Origin of the sequence: Lysinibacillus sphaericus (assembly GCF_005217585.1) — a bacterium.
Classification (GTDB): Bacteria; Bacillota; Bacilli; order Bacillales_A; family Planococcaceae; genus Lysinibacillus; species Lysinibacillus sphaericus.
Map to the genome: position 1 here is coordinate 1392672 of NZ_SZPT01000002.1, position 21816 is coordinate 1414487.

General features: G+C 38.3%; 23 protein-coding genes. All 23 read right to left on the bottom strand.

Annotation, left to right across the window (positions count from 1 at the left end; all coding sequences use genetic code 11):
- Positions 1-15 precede the first annotated feature (15 nt).
- Complete coding sequence (fliL, locus tag FC748_RS12275) at positions 16-444, bottom strand: flagellar basal body-associated protein FliL (RefSeq protein WP_024362026.1); 429 nt, start codon at positions 442-444, stop codon at positions 16-18.
- Positions 434-655 (bottom strand): flagellar FlbD family protein, encoded by a 222-nt coding sequence (locus tag FC748_RS12280; RefSeq protein WP_024362027.1) that lies wholly within the window; start codon positions 653-655, stop codon positions 434-436. The genes fliL and FC748_RS12280 overlap by 11 nt, the downstream gene beginning before the upstream one ends.
- 208 nt (positions 656-863) lie before the next feature.
- Positions 864-1811, bottom strand: coding sequence for a flagellar basal body rod protein FlgG (gene flgG / locus FC748_RS12285; RefSeq protein ID WP_108029522.1), 948 nt, complete (start codon positions 1809-1811; stop codon positions 864-866).
- A gap of 85 nt (positions 1812-1896) precedes the next feature.
- A complete protein-coding gene (locus FC748_RS12290) occupies positions 1897-2268 on the bottom strand; it encodes a TIGR02530 family flagellar biosynthesis protein (protein ID WP_025218795.1) in 372 nt (123 codons plus the stop codon).
- Between the two features lie 15 nt (positions 2269-2283).
- Positions 2284-2952, bottom strand: a complete 669-nt coding sequence (flgD, locus tag FC748_RS12295) for a flagellar hook assembly protein FlgD (RefSeq protein ID WP_024362030.1) — start codon at positions 2950-2952, stop codon at positions 2284-2286.
- Between the two features lie 3 nt (positions 2953-2955).
- Positions 2956-4239, bottom strand: a complete 1284-nt coding sequence (locus FC748_RS12300) for a flagellar hook-length control protein FliK (RefSeq protein WP_108029521.1) — start codon at positions 4237-4239, stop codon at positions 2956-2958.
- Positions 4240-4266: 27 nt separating this feature from the next.
- Positions 4267-4875 (bottom strand): MotE family protein, encoded by a 609-nt coding sequence (locus FC748_RS12305; RefSeq protein ID WP_024362032.1) that lies wholly within the window; start codon positions 4873-4875, stop codon positions 4267-4269.
- 4 nt (positions 4876-4879) lie between these two features.
- Positions 4880-5329 (bottom strand): flagellar export protein FliJ, encoded by a 450-nt coding sequence (fliJ, locus tag FC748_RS12310; RefSeq protein ID WP_024362033.1) that lies wholly within the window; start codon positions 5327-5329, stop codon positions 4880-4882.
- A 1-nt stretch (position 5330) separates the two neighbouring features.
- Positions 5331-6656 (bottom strand): flagellar protein export ATPase FliI, encoded by a 1326-nt coding sequence (gene fliI / locus FC748_RS12315; protein WP_024362034.1) that lies wholly within the window; start codon positions 6654-6656, stop codon positions 5331-5333.
- Positions 6657-6661: 5 nt separating this feature from the next.
- Positions 6662-7447, bottom strand: a complete 786-nt coding sequence (gene fliH / locus FC748_RS12320; protein ID WP_108029520.1) for a flagellar assembly protein FliH — start codon at positions 7445-7447, stop codon at positions 6662-6664.
- Positions 7440-8453 carry a flagellar motor switch protein FliG gene (fliG, locus tag FC748_RS12325; protein ID WP_024362036.1) on the bottom strand — a complete coding sequence of 338 codons (1014 nt, stop codon included), beginning with the start codon at positions 8451-8453 and terminating at the stop codon, positions 7440-7442. The genes fliH and fliG overlap by 8 nt, the downstream gene beginning before the upstream one ends.
- A gap of 15 nt (positions 8454-8468) precedes the next feature.
- Positions 8469-10061: a flagellar basal-body MS-ring/collar protein FliF gene (gene fliF, locus FC748_RS12330; protein ID WP_105928922.1), complete on the bottom strand. Its 1593-nt coding sequence runs from the start codon at positions 10059-10061 to the stop codon at positions 8469-8471.
- Positions 10062-10209: 148 nt separating this feature from the next.
- Positions 10210-10515, bottom strand: coding sequence for a flagellar hook-basal body complex protein FliE (fliE, locus tag FC748_RS12335; protein ID WP_024362037.1), 306 nt, complete (start codon positions 10513-10515; stop codon positions 10210-10212).
- A 24-nt stretch (positions 10516-10539) separates the two neighbouring features.
- Positions 10540-11001 (bottom strand): flagellar basal body rod protein FlgC, encoded by a 462-nt coding sequence (gene flgC / locus FC748_RS12340; RefSeq protein WP_024362038.1) that lies wholly within the window; start codon positions 10999-11001, stop codon positions 10540-10542.
- Positions 11002-11004: 3 nt separating this feature from the next.
- A complete protein-coding gene (flgB, locus tag FC748_RS12345; protein WP_024362039.1) occupies positions 11005-11397 on the bottom strand; it encodes a flagellar basal body rod protein FlgB in 393 nt (130 codons plus the stop codon).
- A gap of 874 nt (positions 11398-12271) precedes the next feature.
- Entirely contained in the window at positions 12272-13051 is a 780-nt protein-coding gene (codY, locus tag FC748_RS12350) for a GTP-sensing pleiotropic transcriptional regulator CodY (RefSeq protein ID WP_024362040.1), read from the bottom strand.
- An 86-nt stretch (positions 13052-13137) separates the two neighbouring features.
- On the bottom strand, positions 13138-14538 hold the full coding sequence (gene hslU, locus FC748_RS12355; RefSeq protein WP_024362041.1) for an ATP-dependent protease ATPase subunit HslU: 1401 nt from the start codon (positions 14536-14538) through the stop codon (positions 13138-13140).
- Positions 14538-15083: an ATP-dependent protease subunit HslV gene (gene hslV / locus FC748_RS12360; RefSeq protein WP_024362042.1), complete on the bottom strand. Its 546-nt coding sequence runs from the start codon at positions 15081-15083 to the stop codon at positions 14538-14540. The genes hslU and hslV overlap by 1 nt, the downstream gene beginning before the upstream one ends.
- A 22-nt stretch (positions 15084-15105) precedes the next feature.
- Positions 15106-16005: a tyrosine recombinase XerC gene (gene xerC / locus FC748_RS12365; protein WP_024362043.1), complete on the bottom strand. Its 900-nt coding sequence runs from the start codon at positions 16003-16005 to the stop codon at positions 15106-15108.
- Positions 16006-16290: 285 nt separating this feature from the next.
- A complete protein-coding gene (gene trmFO, locus FC748_RS12370) occupies positions 16291-17604 on the bottom strand; it encodes an FADH(2)-oxidizing methylenetetrahydrofolate--tRNA-(uracil(54)-C(5))-methyltransferase TrmFO (protein ID WP_108029519.1) in 1314 nt (437 codons plus the stop codon).
- 18 nt (positions 17605-17622) lie between these two features.
- On the bottom strand, positions 17623-19701 hold the full coding sequence (topA, locus tag FC748_RS12375) for a type I DNA topoisomerase (protein ID WP_024362045.1): 2079 nt from the start codon (positions 19699-19701) through the stop codon (positions 17623-17625).
- Positions 19702-19792: 91 nt separating this feature from the next.
- Positions 19793-20689 carry a DNA-processing protein DprA gene (dprA, locus tag FC748_RS12380; protein WP_108029518.1) on the bottom strand — a complete coding sequence of 299 codons (897 nt, stop codon included), beginning with the start codon at positions 20687-20689 and terminating at the stop codon, positions 19793-19795.
- Between the two features lie 221 nt (positions 20690-20910).
- Entirely contained in the window at positions 20911-21813 is a 903-nt protein-coding gene (gene sucD, locus FC748_RS12385; protein ID WP_024362047.1) for a succinate--CoA ligase subunit alpha, read from the bottom strand.
- Positions 21814-21816: the final 3 nt, after the last annotated feature.

The following is a 21816-nucleotide window of genomic DNA, read 5'->3' on the forward strand; positions in this document are numbered from 1 at the left end:
AGCAGTTTCTAATTTTTATTGAAAGATGTAGGAGGTAATATATACTTGTTGAATTTCTCCCTCTTGCATCAATTCATTTAACTGTGTTTTTATTGCCTTTTCAAACATTATTTTACCTTGCTTGCCATCTAAATCTTTTTGTTCCATTTCTGAAAGCTCTTGAATAATTAAATTATTCGTTTGGAAATCACGCTTCTTTAACTCTTCTGCAGCGTCCTTGCTAGTAGTTTGGATTTTTAGCGTCATGCGCACAACCCTTTTATCAGCAAGATTGGTCATAATTTCAGGAACATCAACAGAGGCTTCTACAATATCGTCTATTGATGGTTCAAGTGATGCTGCCGGCTTATTGAATTGAGTAAATAATACAAACGCAATAACGCCAATAAGTATAATCGCCACTAGTACGATGATAATCATCGTTAACACTTTATTATTCTTCATCTTCTTCACCTCGTAGATGCGGGTTTGATAGTACTTGTATATTGTTATAAAAAGCTGTTGCCTTTTGTCGCACCTCATCTTCACTCTGTAACACAATAATTTTTGTTCCTGTTGTTAAAGTAATAGTCGTATCTGGGAAAGATTCGACTGTTTCTATGTATAAAGCATTTAGTGTAAATGCTTTGCCATTTAGTCGTGTTAGTTCAATCATTGAAATAGGGCCGGTCTAGCGCAAGAGCCGGCCCGACCCTCCCTCATATTGAAAATTATGTTTTATAGCTCGAACGCCCTCTACGCATAACCTCTTGTGACATCATCCAAAGCTCTACTAAATTACTAGCAGCTATTTGGTTGCATACTTAAAGGCTTAAAAACTATGATATAACAGCTTTCGAAACTAGAAGTAACTAATTTCTAAACTATCGTTTTAAGTTAACTAACTCTTGAAGAACCTCATCTGATGTAGTGATAATACGCGTATTCGCTTGGAAGCCACGTTGCGCTACAATCATTTCAGTAAATTCTTCAGATAAGTCTACGTTGGACATTTCAAGTGCCCCTGCCGTAATTGACCCCATACCTGCTACTGTAGCAATTTGTCCATAAGGTGCTCCAGAGTTCGCAGTTGCTTGGAAGTAGTTACTCCCTACTTTTTCAAGACCACCAGCATTAGGGAATTTAACCATAACAATTTGACCTGCATATTGTCTATATCCATTGGCATCCACATATTCAACCGTTCCATCCGGACCAATACTCAACTCTTTTGCAGTTGTTGGGATTTTAATTGGGTTATTACCGTCAAAAGTAAAAGTATCGTTTTCTCCAAGTAAATCCTCCGTTATTCCATTCAGCGGGCTGGCATTTTTATCTGCTTCTGCATTACTTTCAGTTGAGTCAGTTCCATACAATGTATCATTGGCATGCCCCACTAAATATTTCCCCTCTGCATTCACTAAATAACCTGCATTATCCATGTAGAAGTTACCTGCACGCGTATAAACAACGTTTGTATAGTTTTCTGCAACACCATCCGTATTTGATACAGAGTCAGCTACCATAAAGAAGCCTTCACCTTGAATGGCAAGATCCAATGGGCGGTTTGTCGTTTGACGTGAGCCAGAACCGTGAACTGTATCAATTGCTGCAAGTGTTGAACCAAGACCTACTTGTATAGGGTTTGTACCACCACGAGTAGGTGTTGCAGCTGAAGCACCTCCGCTTGTTTGAGATAGGATGTCTTTGAAAATCACGCGACCTTTTTTAAATCCATACGTGTTTACATTGGCAATATTATTGCCGATAACATCTAGCTTTGTTTGGAAGTTTTTAAGACCTGAAATACCTGAATACATAGAACGTAACATAAGTTGTCGTTCTCCCTTCATTTTTGAATTGTGTGCCTCTGTCAGTCAGCAACACATAGGCTTCCTTACTAAAGAAGGTCCAGCCTTAAAGCACGATTGTGCCATCAATATTAGTAAACAGTTGTTGCTTTGCTTCCGTGCGATCCATTGCTGTAATAACAGTAGCATTTTTAGCACTGACAATTAAAGCTGCTTGATCCATCAAGACTAATGGTTGTTTGACACCTTTGGAATGTGCCTCAAATACCTTGTCAGATACAACCTGCCATTCCTGTTCAGTAATCGCGATATTACGCTCTTTAATGCGTTCATAAGCATGCTTACTGACTTTTAGCTCCTGTTGATTCGTCGCCTCATGTAAATGCGCGCTAAACGATTGCTGTGTATTGGTAGGTGTAGGTTGCTTTTGGCGAATAGTTGGATACAATGGGACACGATGAATTGAAAATTTATCCATCTCTCTCCACCACCTTTATTCGCTAATTACTGTAAATTCTTTCCCTGCTAGTTTTTTGCCATTTGCTAATTCGTAATATATAATGCCATCTTTATTAGATACAGAAGTGATTCTACCTTGTGCATCTTGTTCCCCGTCTTTGTACGTAACATTTTTGCCGATTAGCATACTCGCTTGTACAAGCGGTGATTCAGTTGATGTATTGTTTTCACCTGTGCTCGTTTCTTTATTACCAAGAATAGCAGAGATATTTCCAGGGAATATTTCCTTGCCATCTGCTAATACAAACACGGCTTCCCCATCAACAAATTTTAAAGATTGGATAACGCCTGAGCCTTCTATTACAATCGGCTTATTATCTTTATCCACTTCTTTTGAGATTTCATGCCATTTTACTTCTTTGCCAACAAATGATGTATAGTTCATAAGCTGCGATTGTTGTTGAGACATCAGCAATGATTCCATCGCCTTTGTCATATTTTGCATTTGTTCTAAAGACGAGAACTGTGCCATTTGAGCAATAAATTCTCGGTCATCCATAGGATTTGTTGGATCTTGATGTTGTAATTGTGTAATTAATAACTTTAAAAATGCATCTTTACCGAGCTCACTGCTACCTGTTTGTTTAGTTGGGGCACTATAGTTTGAATAGTAAAGATCATTTGAAATTTTCGTTTCAGCCACTGTTTACACCTCCTCAATTTCTAAATAATCATGGAAGGACATACTCTCTTCGTTATCCTCATTTTGTTGCTCTTGTTCTTCTTGCTGTTGTCGCTTAAAGAAGTTGTTAAAGAAGTGTTGATCTCGCTGTTGTCTATCAGCATCCTGCAACGACTGTGCAATATCTAGTCGCTCCACTTGGATATTTTGCTGAACAAACGCTTGCTTTAACTGATGTGCTTGACTGTCAAGCAGTTCACGCCCGTGCGCAGTAGATGCTAGTAGACGCGCAGTTAAAACACCGTCATTTTGGACAAGCTCGATTCGAATTGTACCAAGATTTTCAGGATATAATTTTAATGTTAAACGTGTAATTCCTTGCGCATTAGAAATTTGAGCTTTATTGATGATTGCCTGCATTTCTTTCAGTAATGCTTCCGATTGAGCTGGCTTAGCTGTTGGCAAAGTTACTTGGAATGTATCTGCTTTTGTTTGTACTGTATTCGCTGTCACCATTTCATTAGCATTTGTATCGCTTTGTTTCGTCACTTGTACTTGCTGAATGACTTGTTGGAAACCTTGCAACGGCAATGTAACAGTTGTTTTTGTGGTAACTGGTTGCGCAGTTTGAATCGTTTCAATTTGCGTTTGCACCGTTGTTAAAAATTGTTGAACGTTTGACAAACTATTTTCTTGAGACATTGTTAAATCTGCTTTTTGTCCAACTAATTGTGTTAGTTTTAATACTTGAAGTAGCGTTGTTGCCTCCTCGGGCGTTACTTGTCCTTCACCTTGTAAAGCAGCTACTAACTGCGTCTGTAACACAGGTGCTTGAGCGTCTACTAAAGTTAGTAGCTCCCACACATCACTCGCTTGCTGTTCTTCCCCTAGAAGTTGTTGAACCAATTTCTGAATTTGCTCTTTATCTACATTCAATGCAGCCATTAAATTGTCTAAATTCAACATTTCATCCATAGCTACTGCTTTGCCATCTTCCCCTATTTGAAGCATTAACAAGCCTTCGTCGTGCGGGATCTCTAACAAATCTAACAATTCCTCGATAGATTGAGTATTTAATAATTCCTCTAGTTCAGCTAACTTATCGCCATCTTGTGTTTCACTGCTTTGTGATATGTTATTTTGCTGGTTCGTTGAAGCTACTACTTGTCCAAATACAGATCCAAATTTTGATACTTTATCTTGAGCTGTTCCTGCATTTGTTTTTACTTCAGCATTACTAGCTGACACAGCTTTCGGTGAAGCAGTGTTTACTTTAGAAGCCGTCATATTCATCATTGCAATATTCATGTTTTCACCTCCTTTTCAATTGTTTTTTTATTGTTTAGCCATCAGTTCAGTATATTTCGCAGCATCTTGTGGTTCCATTTTCTCTAAAATAGCAGCTAACTTATCAGGTTTTAAACTTGATAAAATGCGCAATGCCTGTGCATCGCTCATTTTTATAAGCACCGGTGCTGCTGCTTTAGGTGACATCTTATCAAAAGTAGACAAAATATCATTGAAATCACGTTTCACATCATCTTGTTCTCTATTTAATTTTTCTATTTCAAACAGTAATTTCTCTTGTTCTGTCAACAATTTTTCTTTCTCAGTTGTCGTGTCATCTAATTTTTTTTGTAATTGCGCTATTTCGGCTTCTTTTTCTTGTATTTCTGCCTGTAAACTTACAACTTTGGAATCATCAATTACAACAGCATCTTTCGCTTGTTGTGCCTCTGATTCAACAAAAGGTAAGCTACTTACTGCCTTTTTTCCTAAATCAAAGACGTTCGTATTCATTAACGTTGCTACAACAAGTAACACCGCGACTACAAACATAACAGGTATTAATATCCAGATAAAAAACTTTTGGAAACCTCCTGATTTACGTGGTGGCTGTTGTACTTCTAATTCAGTTTTAATACGGTTTTCTTTTTTCGCCATGAAATCACCTGATTTCTTTCTTGAAATACGTAAGTGAAGAAATTTCATCTAAAAATATGCTCTCGATGCGATCTTGTTCTTGTTGAAATGACTTATAATCTTTTTCACGCATTTTTTCAAATTTACGTACTTCCAAGTTTTTTTCTAATAGTTTTTCTTCGTACCAATTCATTTTAGAACGTGCCTGTACAACCTTTTGTTGTACGTCGGCAATAGTCTTTTCAAGGCTATCAATAAAACGAGCATAGTGATGAATTTCTTCTATTGATGATCCTACAACTAAACGTTCTTGCTGAAATTCTATTAAATTCTCTTTCTTTTTCAGCAAGTCATACAACTTTGTTGCAACCTCTTCAAAAGAACGAACAGCTTCTTTATAGGCAATTTCAGTTTCATTTTTTTCTTGTTCTCGAATGGTTAACACTTTTTCAAAACGATACATATAACTAACCAACCTACTTGCCACCACCGTTCGATAATGTAATCAACTCATTCATACTTTCCTCAAGCGTCACCTTATCTAAATACCCTTGCTTTAAATAAGCCGTAATAAGCGGTTCATAATAAATGGCCTCATCAATCTCTTTAGATGTCCCACGTTTATAGGCACCGATATTAATTAAGTCCTCAGATTTGTCATATGTATAATAAAGCTCACGTAAACGCTCGGCCGCTTTTTTATGCGCTGGCTCTGCCACATGATTCATTAAACGACTGACGCTTTTCAGCACATTAATAGCAGGATATTGGCCCTTATTGGCAAGGTTTCGGTCAAGTACAATATGTCCATCTAAAATACCTCGCACTGTATCAGCTATAGGCTCGTTCATATCATCACCATCAACTAGTACCGTGTAAAAGGCAGTAATCGAACCTTTTTCATTTGTCCCCGTACGCTCTAATAACTTTGGTAAAATCGCAAATACAGATGGCGTATAACCTTTTTGAGCAGGGGGCTCTCCTGTTGCAAGCCCTATTTCCCGCTGTGCCATTGCAACACGTGTAACGGAATCCATCATCAACATGACATTTAAGCCACGATTTCTAAAGTACTCTGCAATAGCTGTTGCAGTAAACGCTCCTTTAATACGCATTAGTGCTGGTTGGTCTGACGTAGCTGCCACAACAATTGAGCGGCTTAACCCCTCAGATCCTAAATCTCTTTCAATAAATTCGCGCACCTCACGGCCACGCTCTCCAACTAACGCAATGACATTTAAATCCGCTTGTGTATTGCGTGCAATCATGCCTAGTAATGTACTTTTACCTACCCCAGAGCCGGCGAAGATACCTACACGTTGTCCGTTACCGACAGTTAACATACCATCAATTGCTTTTACTCCAACCTCAAGTCTTTCATTAATTGGCGGACGAGTAAGGGGATTGGGTGGATCTTGTTCTGTAGGAACAGACATTAATCCTTTCGGTAATAAAGTACCATCAATAGGATTCCCCATTGAATCTAGAACCTTCCCAATTAACTCTGGTCCCACTTTAATTTCAAGCGGCGCCCCTGTTCCTTCTACTAAGCAACCAATCGATATTTCTCGAAGCGAAGTATAAGGCATCAAAACAACAATTTCATCTTTGAAGCCAACAACTTCTGCCAAAATGATTTGATGGCCGTTTTTCGACGTTTCAACATGAATTTTACACACATCACCGATGGAACTATCGGGACCTTGCGACTCAATCATTAAGCCGACAACTCGCGTTACTCTACCAAACTTTTTGAAAGTCGGTATATTTGGAATTTGTTCGATTAATTGAGCCGTTTTCATGTCGATCATTCCTTACTTTCTAATATTTCATGTAGCTTGATTCTTAATTCATTTAATTGCTCGTCAATACTAACAACTATCCGACCATAATTTGTTTCGATATAGCAATCTGTTTCATTTGCAAAATCTTCGTTAACAAAAATCATAAATGGTACGTCTGTTGGGAACATTTCGGCCAACTCATCACGATTAGATGTAATTAAGCCATAATATGTAGGAGAAACGTAGATTTTAATCTCCTTCATTTCTCTCGCTTCTTTAAGACCTCTACGAACAATGGATAGATATAATTCATCGTTTTGCTCTAATGAAGTCCCTATAATACGTTCTGCAGCAGTTAAACCTAGTTCTAAAATAATTGCTTCTTGATCTTCGATATATTTTTTCGCATTTTCCCCAGCTTGTACAATGATTTCATTCGCTGTTTGAAGGGATTGCGCCATTGCTTCCGTGGCTCTGTTTGTACCATCCTCATAGCCTTGACCATACCCTTCATCATACGCTTCTTGTACACGATTTGGGCGTTCTTCTTCCCAGCTTTGTTTCATATGCTCAATTTCTTGGAAGTGCATTTGCATCTCTTGTTCAAAGGCTTGTCGTGCCGCTTGAATTTCAGCTCGAGCCTCTGCAAGTAAACGATCACGTTCGGCAAATACATCTTCCATTGTCATTTGATGATGGGATGTTTCATTTGTCTCCATTTCGGGTATATCAAACATATCACGTATTTGTATCTTCTTTACATTATCGCCATTGGACTGTGTGTATACAGAACGGATGATTCTAGACAATGACGTCATCTCCTCCACCACGTGCAATAATAATCTCACCAGCATCCTCTAAGCGACGAATAACAGCAACAATTCGCGATTGAGCTTCTTCTACGTCACGCAAACGAACTGGCCCCATAATTTCCATTTCTTCTTTGAAAGTATCTGCCATTCGTTGTGACATATTTCGGAAGATAATATCTTTTACTTCTTCGCTTGACACTTTCATTGAAAGGAGTAAATCTTCGTTTTCACAATCACGGATAACACGCTGAATCGAACGGTTATCAAGCGTAACAATATCTTCGAATACAAACATGCGTTTTTTGATTTCTTCTGCAAGCTCTGGGTCTTGAATTTCGAGTGCATCGAGAATCGTTTTTTCTGTTTGTCGGTCTACACCATTTAATACTTCAACGACTGCGTCGATACCACCAGTTTCTGTGTAGTCTTGCGTCACAGTTGAAGATAGTTTACGTTCTAAGACAGACTCAATTTCACTAATTACTTCTGGTGAAGTTGACTCCATCATCGCAATACGTTTAGCTATATCAGCTTGTACTTCTTGTGGTAATGAAGATAAAATAACACCCGCTTGTCCTGCTTCTAAATACGAGAGAATAAGGGCAATTGTTTGTGGATGTTCATTTTGAATAAAGTTAAAAATTTGTGCAGGATCTGCTCTACGTGCAAAGTCGAATGGGCGCACTTGTAAAGAAGAAGTCAAACGATTAATGATTGTTTGAGCTTGTTCAATACCTAGTGCTTTCTCTAATACCGTCTTCGCGTAGCCAATACCGCCTTGTGTAATATAATCTTGCGCAAGTGCAATATTGTGGAATTCTTCAATAATTTCTTCTTTTACATTTGCTTCTACTTTTTTAACACTTGAAATTTCTAACGTTAAACGTTCAATTTCTTCCTCAGTTAAATGTTTATAGACAGAAGCTGAAACCTCAGGCCCTAATGAAATTAACAAGAGTGCGGCCTTTTGTTTTCCGGTTAATTCCTTATCTTTCTTGGACACAGCAGAACCTCCTAGTTAGTCTTCCGCAATCCAACTACGCAGTAACTTTGCAAAATCATCAGGCTTTTCTTTCGCCATTTTTTCAAGTTGCTTACGACGCATTGTAGCTTCCGTTTCAATTTCTTCATTAATATCATCAATCATCAATTCTTCTTGTTCTTCTAGGATACTTAACTCTTCTTCTTCCTTCGCACGTTTACGTGAACGGATAATAAAGAATGCAAGTAATAGAATAACAGCTAGTAAAATACCTCCAACTACCCAAACCCACCATGGGATAACAGGTGTTTCATCAGCAGTATCAGCTACCTTACCATTTAACGGTTGGACAGAAACAGCCACTTTTTCATCAATTTGCTCTTGAGTAAGTACCGCTGCTACATCCTTTGAAATTGTTGTACGAACAATTGTACTTAAAATTTTCTCAATGTCTTGTTGTACACCATCAGGTAATGATGCAGCGTCTGTAGCTGTAGGTGGTTCAACAATTACTTGGATGCCAATATCTTGAATTTTATATGGTGCTTCTTGAATATCTTTACGAATACGGTTGACGTCATTATTAATAGTTTCTTCCGTACGTTCATAATCACCATTTCCTGTTGCACCCTCATTGTATGTTGTGAAATTATCTGTAGTTGTTTCAGCCTCAGGTGTACCCATTGCTGCATTACCAGTACCAGAATATTGCTCTGTAATACGTTGGGCGCTAATCGCAATCCCTTCCATATTCTCTTCATCAACTGGTGTCACTAAGTTCTCTTCACGATTTTCCTTTTTAAAGTCAATGTCTGTTGTAACAGAAACAATTACTTTATCTTGTCCCATCAGTGTTCCTAGCATATTTTGCACTTGACGTTGTAGGTCACGTTCAACCAATTTCTTCATTTGTAATTGACCTTCAGCTGTTGTTGTCGATGTACCATCTGTTGTTGCAGCATTTAAATCAAAGTACTCTGAGAATTGATTCGAGATCACAATGTTATCAGTTTTTAAATTCGGAATACTTTTTGAAACTAAGTTGTACATTGTTGCAATTTGTTGTTCTGTAAACTTATAGCCAGGATCTGTATTCAATACAATGGATGCAGTCGCATCTTCTTTTACATCCTGTATGAAAACTCCTTCTTCAGGAAGAGTGATCATCACTTTTGCATCTTTTACGCCCTCTAGATTTTTGATTAGCTTAGCAATTTCTGTTTCAGTTGCGGCTTTTTTCAATAAATTGAATTCATTGTCCGTCATACCGAAGCCAGAACTATTAGCAAAAGAGTAATCGATTGTTCCAGTCTGAGGATATCCTTCTGATGCTAGTTGCACCAATAAAGAGTCAACCTGTTCTTGAGGCACTAATATAGATGTGCCTCCTGGGGCAATTTCATATTTTACACCTTGAGAATCCAATGCTTCTTTTACTTGCCCAATTTCTCTTGTGGATAAATCTTTATAGAGCGGAACATATGTAGTTTTTGTTGCAAAAAACGTAATGATGGCTGCAAGTGCTATCACACCTACTACAGAACTAAGCATTACTATTTTTTGTGTTTTACTTCGACTTTTCCAAAATTGGCTGGTGTCGGTTTTTATTTTCGTCAATCGTTCATTCATTATGAATCCTCCGGTTATAGTGAATAACCTAGCAATCAATAATTCGCGATAACAGTGGAATCTCATGGAAGTATTGAATATAAAATGTATCGTTCCATGAGAAGCCTAATTAATTGGATTGGTGTCTTTCTTCACCAACGCAATTTAATTAGACACTCATTCGCATTATTTCTTGGTAAGCTTCAATCACCTTATTGCGAACTTCAATTGTTGCGTTTAATGTAATGCTCGCCTTTTGAGATGCAATCATTACTTCGTGCAACTCCACATCTCCACCAGTTATTAGCTTTTGTGTAAATTTATCAGAAGTGATTTGCTGATCATTCACTTTCGCTATTGCCTCTTTTAACGAATTCGCAAAGCTTTGTTGCGCTTCGTAAGGTGTCGTTTTTAGTTTATTTGTTTCATTTACAACCTGAGTAGGTGTCATTAGTGAAACGGACGAAATTGCCATTATGTATCCATCCTTTCTTTATGTTTATTTACCAATCTCCAACGCCTTTGTCAGCATGGACTTATTTGCATTTAAAACTGTTATGTTCGCCTCGTATGAACGAGTAGCAGACATTAAATCTACCATTTCTTTTAACGGGTCAACATTTGGCATATTGACATAGCCTTCTGCATTTGCATCCGGATGTGTCGGATCATACACTAATTTGAAAGGTGTTTCTGTATCTTCCTTAATTTGCGATACTTTTACGCCATTCCCCACGCCACCTTTAGCATTTTTTCCGAGTGCAACATTAAGAAACTTTGAAAATTGCCCTTCCTGCGCGGAAAAAGTGACAGACTTCCGGCGGTATGGCTCCCATTCCCCATTTACTTGTTTAGCACGAGTTGTATCCATGTTTGCCATATTGGAAGAAATAACATCCATGCGCAACCTTTGTGCTGTTAAAGCAGAGGCAGTGGTATTCATTCCATGAAATATAGACATTTATTACTTACCTCCTTTAATAACTGTATTGAGTGTATTTAACTTACCATTTACACGGTCTATTAAAGCATTGTAGTAGATTTGATTTTCTGCTAATTTCGTTTGTTCAGCATCCATATCTACAGCATTTCCGTTATTTCGATATCGTAAGCCGTCAACATTATGGACACCTGGTGTCGATTGTCTTATTTCGAAATCATAATGTCTACTATCTGTGCGATATGCCGAAATAGAAATTTGTTTCTCTTTCTCCAACATATCCTTAAAACTTACACTTTTCGCCTTATAATTTGGTGTATCGACATTCGCAATGTTATTTGCGATTGTTTTATGATTCAAAGTTGCATAGGAAAGTCCATTTTCCAGGCTACTAATAGTTCCTCCAAATAAGTTCAAAACCATTCACCTCATTTTAATTCAATCTATGTACTTCTTATTTTATCCAATAATACAATTGTAATTAAGATGATACGTAGTGTCTATTGTCTTTTGTCATTTTTTAATAGTAGATACGCCCTATTTTTTCAGAAGTTTAACCGGGACAAATATGCCCCATCCCTTGGGGCACTAAGCGTCGATGCGTTTCGTCTTATTTCTAGTTATTTTACACTATTTCGACAGTGTTTACTGTATTAGTATCAATTATCTCCCTGTTTATTACTAGACAGGGTTGGATATAAATTACAAATTGTGATTTTTCGGTAAAAAAAAGTCCCTTTTTACTATTTTTAATATGATTATATAAGTAACCTTCTAGAAATGTAATTATGAAAATTTTCGCACATCGACAAAAAAGGCTATTGAAATGCATACCCCATTGTCAGATGTACTATCTTCAAACTGAGTACTTTTCAGTTGCTTCTCTGAAAAATTCTTTATATGTAAAGATTGAATTACGCGGAAATCAGCAAGTTATTCTCGGATAAGCATTAATTCTTTGCTTAACGGATTTTAATTGTCCCTTTGTTTTGCTAAAGCTACCTCCCCTTTTCCACAATAAACAGACCTTAGGATGCAGTTATTGCACTTACAGAAGATGGATTTTAAATTTCCCTACTAAAAAAGCCCTACCATATTTTTCCCTATTAAAAATACAAGATTGGTACCATTCACAAAAATGACACATATACCATTTGTTGAGATACCATTTGCACGTAAGAAAAGCTAAGTAAGGCTTAACATATTAACAATGTATATAGTTGAGATAACTAAAACAACGCTTAGTTACAGTGAAAAGCTCCCTCAAAATCATTTGAGGGAGCTTTTTTAATTATTTCATTTTAATTTCAGCAAGTGCATTTAAGAACTTATCGTTTAATACTTTAATGTAAGTTCCCTTCATACCTAGAGAGCGTGATTCAATGACACCTGCAGATTCTAGTTTACGTAATGCATTGACGATTACTGAACGTGTAATACCTACGCGGTCAGCAATTTTTGAAGCAACTAATAAACCTTCGTTACCATCTAGCTCTTCAAAAATATGTTCAATCGCTTCTAATTCACTATATGAAAGTGAGTTAATCGCCATTTGTACAACAGCTTTGCTACGCGCTTCTTCTTCAATCTCTTCTGATTTCTCACGTAAAATTTCCATACCTACTACTGTTGCACCGTACTCAGCTAAAATTAAATCATCATCTTCAAATTGAGCTGATAAACGGGCTAAAATTAAAGTACCTAAACGTTCACCGCCACCAACGATTGGAACAATTGTTGTTAAAGCGCTTTGGAATAAATCTTTATTTTCTACAGGGAACGCAGTATGTTCATTGTTTATATCTAGGTTTGAAGATGTTTCAGAAATTGTAAATAAGCTATGTGTATATTCTTCTGGGAATTGACGCTCTTCGAACATTTTTTTCATACGCTCATTTTCAATTTGTTGGTGAATTGAAATACCTAAAAGCTTACCTTTACGGCTCACAATATAAACGTTGCTGTCAATAATATCACCTAGTGTGTCAGCCATTTCTTTAAAGTTTACCGGCTTACCTGCAGATGCTTGGAGCATCGAGTTAATTTTACGTGTTTTTTCTAATAAGTTCATTATGTGTTCCTCCTATAAATAATCCATACCGTATTTATTTAATATTCTAAAGTTTTTTACAATTGAATGATACTAACAAGCCTTGCCTACAGTATAAACTGTGACAAATCTTTGTTTTTTACAATACCCGCTAGCTTTTGGTCAACATAAGCAGCTGTTATTTCAATTTGCGCTGGTGCTATTTCAGAAGCTTCAAACGATAATTCTTCTAACAAGCGTTCTAAAATTGTATGCAAACGACGTGCACCAATATTATCGGTTTCTTGGTTAACCTCTGTAGCAATTTCTGCAATTCGTTCAATTGCATTTTCTGCAAAATCGATTGCTACACCTTCTGTTTCTAACAATGCTTTATATTGCAAAATAAGTGATTGATCTGGTTCCTTTAAAATACGAACAAAATCTTGCTTCGTTAATTTTTCTAATTCAACACGGATAGGGAATCGCCCCTGTAATTCTGGAATCAAATCGGATGGCTTTGACATATGGAAAGCACCTGCTGCAATGAAAAGCATGTAGTCTGTTTTGACCGCCCCATACTTTGTCGTCACAGTAGAACCTTCGACAATCGGCAAGATATCGCGCTGAACACCCTCGCGTGAAACACTGGCAGAAGAGTTCGTGTCTTTGCTTGCGATTTTATCGATTTCATCAATAAATATAATCCCAGATTGTTCTGCTCTAGCAATCGCTTCTTGTGACACCTCATCTGCGTCAATCAGCTTATTTGCTTCCTCTATAGTTAAAATACGACGTGCATCTTTTACTTGCACTCTGCGTTTTTTCTGTTTTTTAGGCATTAAGCTAGACAACATGTCTTGCATACCACTATTGGCAGACATATCCATCCCTGTTCCTTGCAATGCATCAAAAATCGACGGACTTTGCTCCGTTACTTCAACTGTAACCCACTCATTTTCTAATTTGCCATTGCGTAAATCAATTGCGATTTGCGCACGTTTTGAGCGCACTTCCGTTTCTTCAGAAGATGTATCATCATGCGTTTGTTGTTCTTTGCCACCAAATAACATTTCAAACGGATTTTGCATAGCCTGTTTTTTACGTAAAGAAGGGACAAGTAATTTTACAATGGCTTCATTTGCCAATTCTTCCGCTTGCTCCTTCACAGACTCCATCATCTCTTCCTTCACTAGACGATGAGCAGCCTCTACAACATCGCGTACCATCGACTCCACATCGCGTCCAACGTAGCCCACTTCTGTAAATTTCGTTGCTTCAACTTTCACGAATGGTGCATTCGTAAGCTTTGCAATTCTTCTTGCAATTTCAGTTTTCCCAACTCCAGTTGGTCCAATCATTAAAATATTTTTTGGAATAACCTCAGCCTTCATATCATCCGCTAGAAGAGAACGACGATAACGATTTCGTAATGCAATAGCTACCGCTCTTTTCGCCTCATTTTGCCCTACGATAAAACGATCCAAATGCTCAGTAATTTGTCTTGGCGTTAAGTTTTGTGGTGTCATTAGTTAAGTGCCTCCACGATAATATTATGGTTTGTAAATACACAAATTTCAGCGGCAGTTTCTAACGCTGCCTCCGCAATCTCTCGGGCAGTCATTGTTTCACCTGCATATTTTTTTAGAGCTCGACCTGCTGATAATGCATAATTCCCACCAGAACCAATTGCTAAAATACCATCGTCTGGTTCGATCACTTCTCCCGTACCAGATACAAGGAGTAGTGTACTTTTATCCATTACAAGTAACATCGCTTCTAGTTGGCGTAGCATTTTATCACCGCGCCATTGTTTTGCTACTTCTACAGCAGCCCGCTGTAAATTCCCATTATATTCGTTTAATTTCGCTTCAAACATTTCAAAAAGTGTAAATGCATCAGCTACCGACCCTGCAAAGCCTGCCAGCACCTGACCATTAAACAGACGTCTGACCTTCCTTGCAGTTCCTTTCATGACAACCGCATTGCCAAGTGTCACTTGACCATCGCCAGCCATAGCGCACCCGCCGTTATGATGTACCGCAAATATCGTAGTCGCATGGATTTGTCCCATTTGCCTTCCTCCTTAGCCTCTATTATGCCCTTGGATGGGCATTCATATATGTTTGACGAAGATGCTCATTTGTTACATGCGTATAAACCTGTGTTGAAGTTAAATGCGCGTGGCCCAGTAACTCCTGCACCGTCCGTAAATCCGCGCCATGATTCAGTAAATGTGTAGCAAAAGTATGGCGAAGCATATGTGGGTATATTTTCGTATGGAGTGAGGTCTTGTCAATCATTTCATTTAAAATATGACGTACCCCTCGTGGTGTAAGTTCCCCACCACGCATGTTGACAAATAATTGCTCATGATTTGTTTGTTTCATCAAACGTGGACGAGCCTGCTCTATGTAGTGCTGTATAGCCACACTCGCAAATTGACCAAATGGTATAATACGTTCTTTTCTTCCTTTACCCATTACCCGAACAATAGAATAACGGAAATCTATATCTCCTACCATAATGGATGTGAGCTCACTCACACGAATGCCCGTTGCATATAATAACTCTAAAATCGCCATATTGCGCAACGATTTCAAATCATCGCCTACATTCGCATCAAAAAGCTGCATTAATTCTTGTTCATAAAAAAAACTTGGTAAACGTGATTCTTTTTTCGGATGATAGAGCGATCGAAAAGCGCCATCATCCAAGCCGTGCTGTTTATTTAGAAAGCGAAAAAAGGAGCGGATTGATGAAATCTTCCTTGATACAGAAGTTCTTGCTTTCTTTTCATCGTACAACTTCGTTACATATAGACGTGCATGTATATACTCAACACTAGCTAAATCATTAACGCCTTCTGCCTGTAAAAACGCTAAAAAATCTAGTAGGTCTGATTCATATTCTCGCACAGTATGAACAGAGAAGTTTTTTTCTACCTGGATGTAAAGCATAAACTGTTCAAGTGCTTCTTGGGACGAAACTAACATGAAAGATTCACCACCAATGAATTATTCGTAACCTTCTCTCATTACTATTACCAACAAATTCAAATGGTAAAACAATTGCGGCCATCTAAATCAATTTGTTGCTTTAGTAATCTTTAAAAAACATACATATTGACACTATACCTATCTTCGTAATATAGCAAGTGAAAATGGTTATATTTTGAGAAAATCTCTATACAAAATAATAAAATACGTGTAAATAAGCATTTTGTCTACATAAAAGAAAAAGCCTCTAAGAGTATATCAACTTTTAGAGGCTTTTGGCAATTAAATTGTTTGTGAATTCACAAAATTTTGAATTGTGCTCATTGCACGTGCAGCATGCATTTCTGCACGTTCTGGTTTTGAACGACGTCCAGGTGGTAATTCAGGGAATATGCCAAAGTTGACATTCATCGGTTGGAAGTTTTTCGATTGTGCTTCTGTTATATAACGCGCCATACTTCCTAATGCCGTTTCGAATGGGAAAATAATTGGTTCTTGTCCCAATGCTAAACGTGCCGCATTAATGCCAGCAATTAAACCGCTTCCTGCTGATTCTACATAACCTTCTACACCCGTCATTTGACCAGCAAAGAAAATATTTTTTTGTTCACGTAACTGATATGTTTTCTCTAAAACTTTCGGTGAATTAATGAAAGTATTTCTGTGCATTACACCATAGCGAACGATTTCAACATTTTCTAGTCCAGGAATTAGTTGTAGTACTTCCTTTTGCGGCCCCCACTTTAAGTGAGTTTGGAAACCTACGATATTGTAAAGGGTACCTGCTGCATCATCTTGGCGCAATTGTACTACCGCATATGGTCGTTTACCTGTTTTTGGATCTTCAAGCCCTACTGGCTTCATCGGTCCAAATAACATTGTTTTTTCACCACGAGCTGCCATTACTTCGATTGGCATGCAGCCTTCAAAATAAATTTCTTTTTCAAATTCTTTTAATGGCACAACTTCTGCTTCAATCAATGCTTGGCGGAAACGGTCGAATTCTTCTTTTGTCATAGGACAGTTTAAATAAGCCGCTTCACCTTTATCATAACGAGATTTTAAATATACTTTATCCATATCGATGCTATCTTTTTCAATAATTGGTGCAGCTGCATCATAGAAATATAAATAGTCGAGACCTGTTAATCCTTGAATTTTTTCAGCTAGTGCTTTTGAAGTCAGTGGGCCTGTTGCAATAACCGTAATGCCCTCTGGAATTTCTGTAACTTCTTCATGTATTACTTCCACTAGTGGGTGATTTTTTACCGCTTCCGTTACATAGCCTGCAAACTCATGACGGTCAACTGCAAGTGCACCACCTGCTGGTACTGAGCATGCATCAGCTGCTTTTAAAATAACAGAGTCTAATAAACGCATTTCTTCTTTAATAACACCTACTGCATTTGTCAGTGTATTAGCACGTAACGAGTTTGAACAAACAAGCTCTGCAAATTTATCAGTATGGTGGGCAGGTGTTTGTTTAACAGGGCGCATTTCATAAAGTTTAACTTTTACTCCACGTTTAGCAATTTGCCAAGCCGCTTCACTTCCTCCAAGGCCAGCACCTATTACATTTACAACTAGTTCAGTCATGTTCTTACCATCTTCCTATCATTGTGTTGGTGTCTCTTCATAGTCACATTTCGTACACTGAATTTGTACACCTTTTTTTAATTTTTTCTCTACTAATAATGCACTACATTTCGGGCATGGTCTACTAATCGGTTTATCCCATGATACAAATTCGCATTCTGGATATTGATTACATCCATAAAATAAACGCTTTGTTTTACTTTTACGCTCAACAATTTCACCTGTTTCACAAGAAGGGCATTTAACCCCGATTGGCTTCATAATTGCTTTTGTATTTCGGCAATCTGGGAAGTTCGAGCAAGCCATAAATTTTCCATAGCGCCCCAGTTTGAATACCATTGGTGAACCACATTTTTCGCAATCCTCGCCAGCCGGTTCATCTTTAATTACTACTTTCTCCATTTCAGCATCCGCATGCTTGACATGAACTTCAAAGTCTTTATAAAAATCATCGATTACTTCAACCCATTTACGACTACCTTCTTCAACATCATCGAGATCTTGTTCCATTTTTGCTGTAAATTCGATATTGATGATATCAGGGAAAAATTCCAGCATTTGTTGGTGGACAATTTCACCTAGCTCTGTCGGCATAAATCTTTTGGCATCAAGCACAACATAGCCGCGGCGTTGAATTGTATCGAGGGTCGGTGCATATGTCGACGGTCGTCCTATTCCTAACTCTTCCATTGTTTTCACAAGACGCGCTTCTGAATAACGCGGTGGAGGCTGTGTAAAGTGTTGCTTCGGTTCGATTTCAAGTGATGTCACCTGATCGCCGATTTCCATTTCCGGTAGAAGTTTCGTCGTTTCTTCTGTTTGATCATCTGTACCTTCAATATAGAGTTTCATAAATCCGGCAAATTTGACCTGTGAACCGTTTGCACGGAATAAAGCATCATTATTCTGAAGATCTACAGCCACTGTATCTAAAACAGCAGGGGCCATTTGACTCGCAATAAAGCGCTCCCAAATCAAACGGTATAAGCGTAGCTGATCGCGACTAAGCACTGTTTTTAACTCATCCGGTGTTCGCATCGTACTTGTTGGACGAATGGCTTCATGGGCATCTTGCGCATTCGATGCTTTTTTGGCCTGCTTTGTTTCTGTCGAGATATATTCTTTCCCATACTTTGTCTCAATATAAGAAACCGCTTCCGCTTTTGCAGTTTCAGATATACGTGTTGAATCTGTACGCATGTACGTGATTAAACCTACTGTACCTTCTTTTTTACCAATATCAATACCTTCATACAATTGCTGTGCCAGCATCATCGTTTTCTTCGCACGGAAATTTAACTTTCGCGCTGCTTCTTGTTGTAAAGAAGATGTCGTAAAAGCAGGCGCAGCATTTCGTTTACGTTCTTTTTTCGTCACATTGACAACTTCAAATGCTGTACCTTTGACATTTTTTAAAATCGACTTTACTTGCTCTTCATTCGATAATTTGATTTTTTCTTTGCCGTTACCGTAATACAGTGCATCGAATGTCTTTTTGCCCTTTTCAAAAGAGCCTTCAATCGTCCAATACTCTTCTGGTTGGAAGTTTTTAATTTCATTTTCACGATCAATGATCATACGAAGTGCAACCGATTGTACGCGACCTGCTGATAAGCCCTTCTTTACTTTTTTCCAAAGAATTGGGCTTATATTATAGCCTACTAGACGATCTAACATCCGACGTGTTTGTTGAGCATCCACTAAGTCCATATTAATGGCACGTGGGTTTTTAAAGGAATCTAAAATCGCATCTTTTGTAATTTCATTAAAAACAACTCGACAGTCTGAATTAATATCAATATTTAATGCCGTCGCAAGGTGCCAAGCAATCGCTTCTCCCTCGCGGTCTGGATCGGCCGCTAGATAGACTTTCTTCACTTTTTTAGCCGCAGACTTCAGTTCCTGTAAAACAGGTCCTTTTCCGCGAATTGTAATATATTTAGGTTCGTAATTATTTTCAGTATCTACACCCATTTGACTTCGTGGTAAGTCACGCACATGTCCAACAGATGCTTTTACTTTATATTTTTTTCCTAAATAACGTTCAATTGTTTTTGCTTTTGCTGGTGATTCTACAATCACTAAATAATCCGCCATCTATGTCTCCCCCTTAGCGAGGTCTATTGCTAATTTTTTAAGTTACCTGTTGCAAAATGTATAACAGATTTTAAGATAATGCAACTTTTTTTCAATTTTTGCTAGAAAAGAGCGAAAGTGTTTCAACGATTTGGTGACCATCGCACACGGGTATAGCTCCTTCTATAAGTAATTTATTTGTCCCTTTTGACTGCTCTTTATTAATCGGTCCGGGAACGACAAATACATCTTTGCCTTGCTCTAATGCGCATTCTGTCGTAATTAACGTCCCACTTTTTAGCGCAGCCTCCGTGACAACGATTGCTTGAGTCAGACCACTTATTAGCCGGTTACGCATAGGAAATTGCCATTTTGCCGGTCGCATATAAGGTGGATACTCTGTAACAAGTAAATGGTTTTCTGCCATGTGCTGAGCAAGTGCTTGGTTTTCCTTAGGATAGACATAATGAAAACCATGACCTAACACGGCAATTGTTTGTCCACCAAATTTAATCGTCGCTTCATGAGCCATTGTATCAGCACCTCGTGCAAGCCCACTGACAACCGTATATTCGTGCGCAACAAGCGGAGGGACGATTAAGTCCATTGCCGTTCTTGTATAGGCTGTAGCCTTTCTAGAGCCTATTATAGCTATCCGTTTATCTCTTGCTAGCAGAGCAGACTGACCTTTCACATACAATACAGTAGGTGGACTAGGTATTTCAAATAATTGCGCCGGGAAATATGGGTGATTAAATGGTATGGGGAAAATATTTGCTTGTGCGTAAGCCTCTTCAAATGGCAAGTGTCGAACACGTTGAAAATTCCGAATCATTAGCAGCGCTTTTTGCCATGTTATTTGCAATGCACCCGCAATCTCTTCAGGGTGCGCTTCTTCAAAATAACTCAATACATCCACCGGGGACAATAATTGTTGAAGTTTTTTGAGTGGTAATGGATATATATAATGCATAGCTAGTAATCTCTGTGTATCTACTGAGAAAATCATTTAAAAACCTCCTTTATAATAGAAGAAATTAAATGACCGCAATTGTTATTTCAGCACAAAAAATAGAATATGACCCGTCCTGTAGCTTCGCCTTGTCGACTTTTGTTGTGTGCGTCTAGCATGTAACTGTACAAACACCGCCGTTTGTAAAGCTACGAACAGGTTTACCATCTACCGAGACAGAGAAAAAGATGTAGCCACAATGTGCTACATCTTCCATTTTAATGGGTTTTACATTTTTCGTATAGCCCTTTTTCTTTAATTACCTTAATAAGTGTTTCGCCGATAACAGAAGGTGTTTCAGCAACTTCAATACCAGCTTCGTTCATTGCTTTAATTTTTTCAGCAGCCGTCCCTTTACCGCCAGAAATAATGGCACCTGCATGTCCCATACGTTTCCCTGGAGGGGCTGTTTGTCCACCAATAAAGCCAACAACCGGCTTTGTCATATTTGCTTTAATCCACTCAGCTGCTTCTTCTTCAGCAGTACCACCAATTTCCCCAATCATGACAACTGCATATGTTTCAGGATCATTGTTGAATGCTTCAAGGGCATCAATAAAGTTAGTCCCATTTACAGGGTCTCCTCCGATACCTACAGCCGTTGTTTGACCAATACCAGCTTGCGTCAATTGGTGTACCGCTTCATACGTTAATGTACCAGAACGTGAAACTACACCAACATGCCCTTTTGTATGAATATAACCAGGCATAATACCAATCTTACACTCATCAGCCGTAATAACACCTGGACAGTTTGGACCAACTAGGCGTGTTTTTTTGCCTTCCATAAAGCGTTTAACCTTCACCATGTCAAGGACAGGAATATGTTCTGTAATACAAATTGTTAATTCTAGCTCAGCATCAACAGCTTCTAAAATGGCATCTGCTGCAAAAGGTGCTGGTACATAAATAACCGATGTTGTTGCACCTGTTGCTGCTACAGCCTCAGCTACAGTATTGAACACAGGTACGCCTTCAATTTCAAGACCTCCCTTACCAGGTGTTACGCCTGCTACGATTTTTGTACCATAATCAAGCATCTGCTTCGTATGGAATAGCGCTGTTTCGCCTGTAATCCCTTGTACAATTACCTTTGTATCTTTATTAATAAATACAGCCATTGT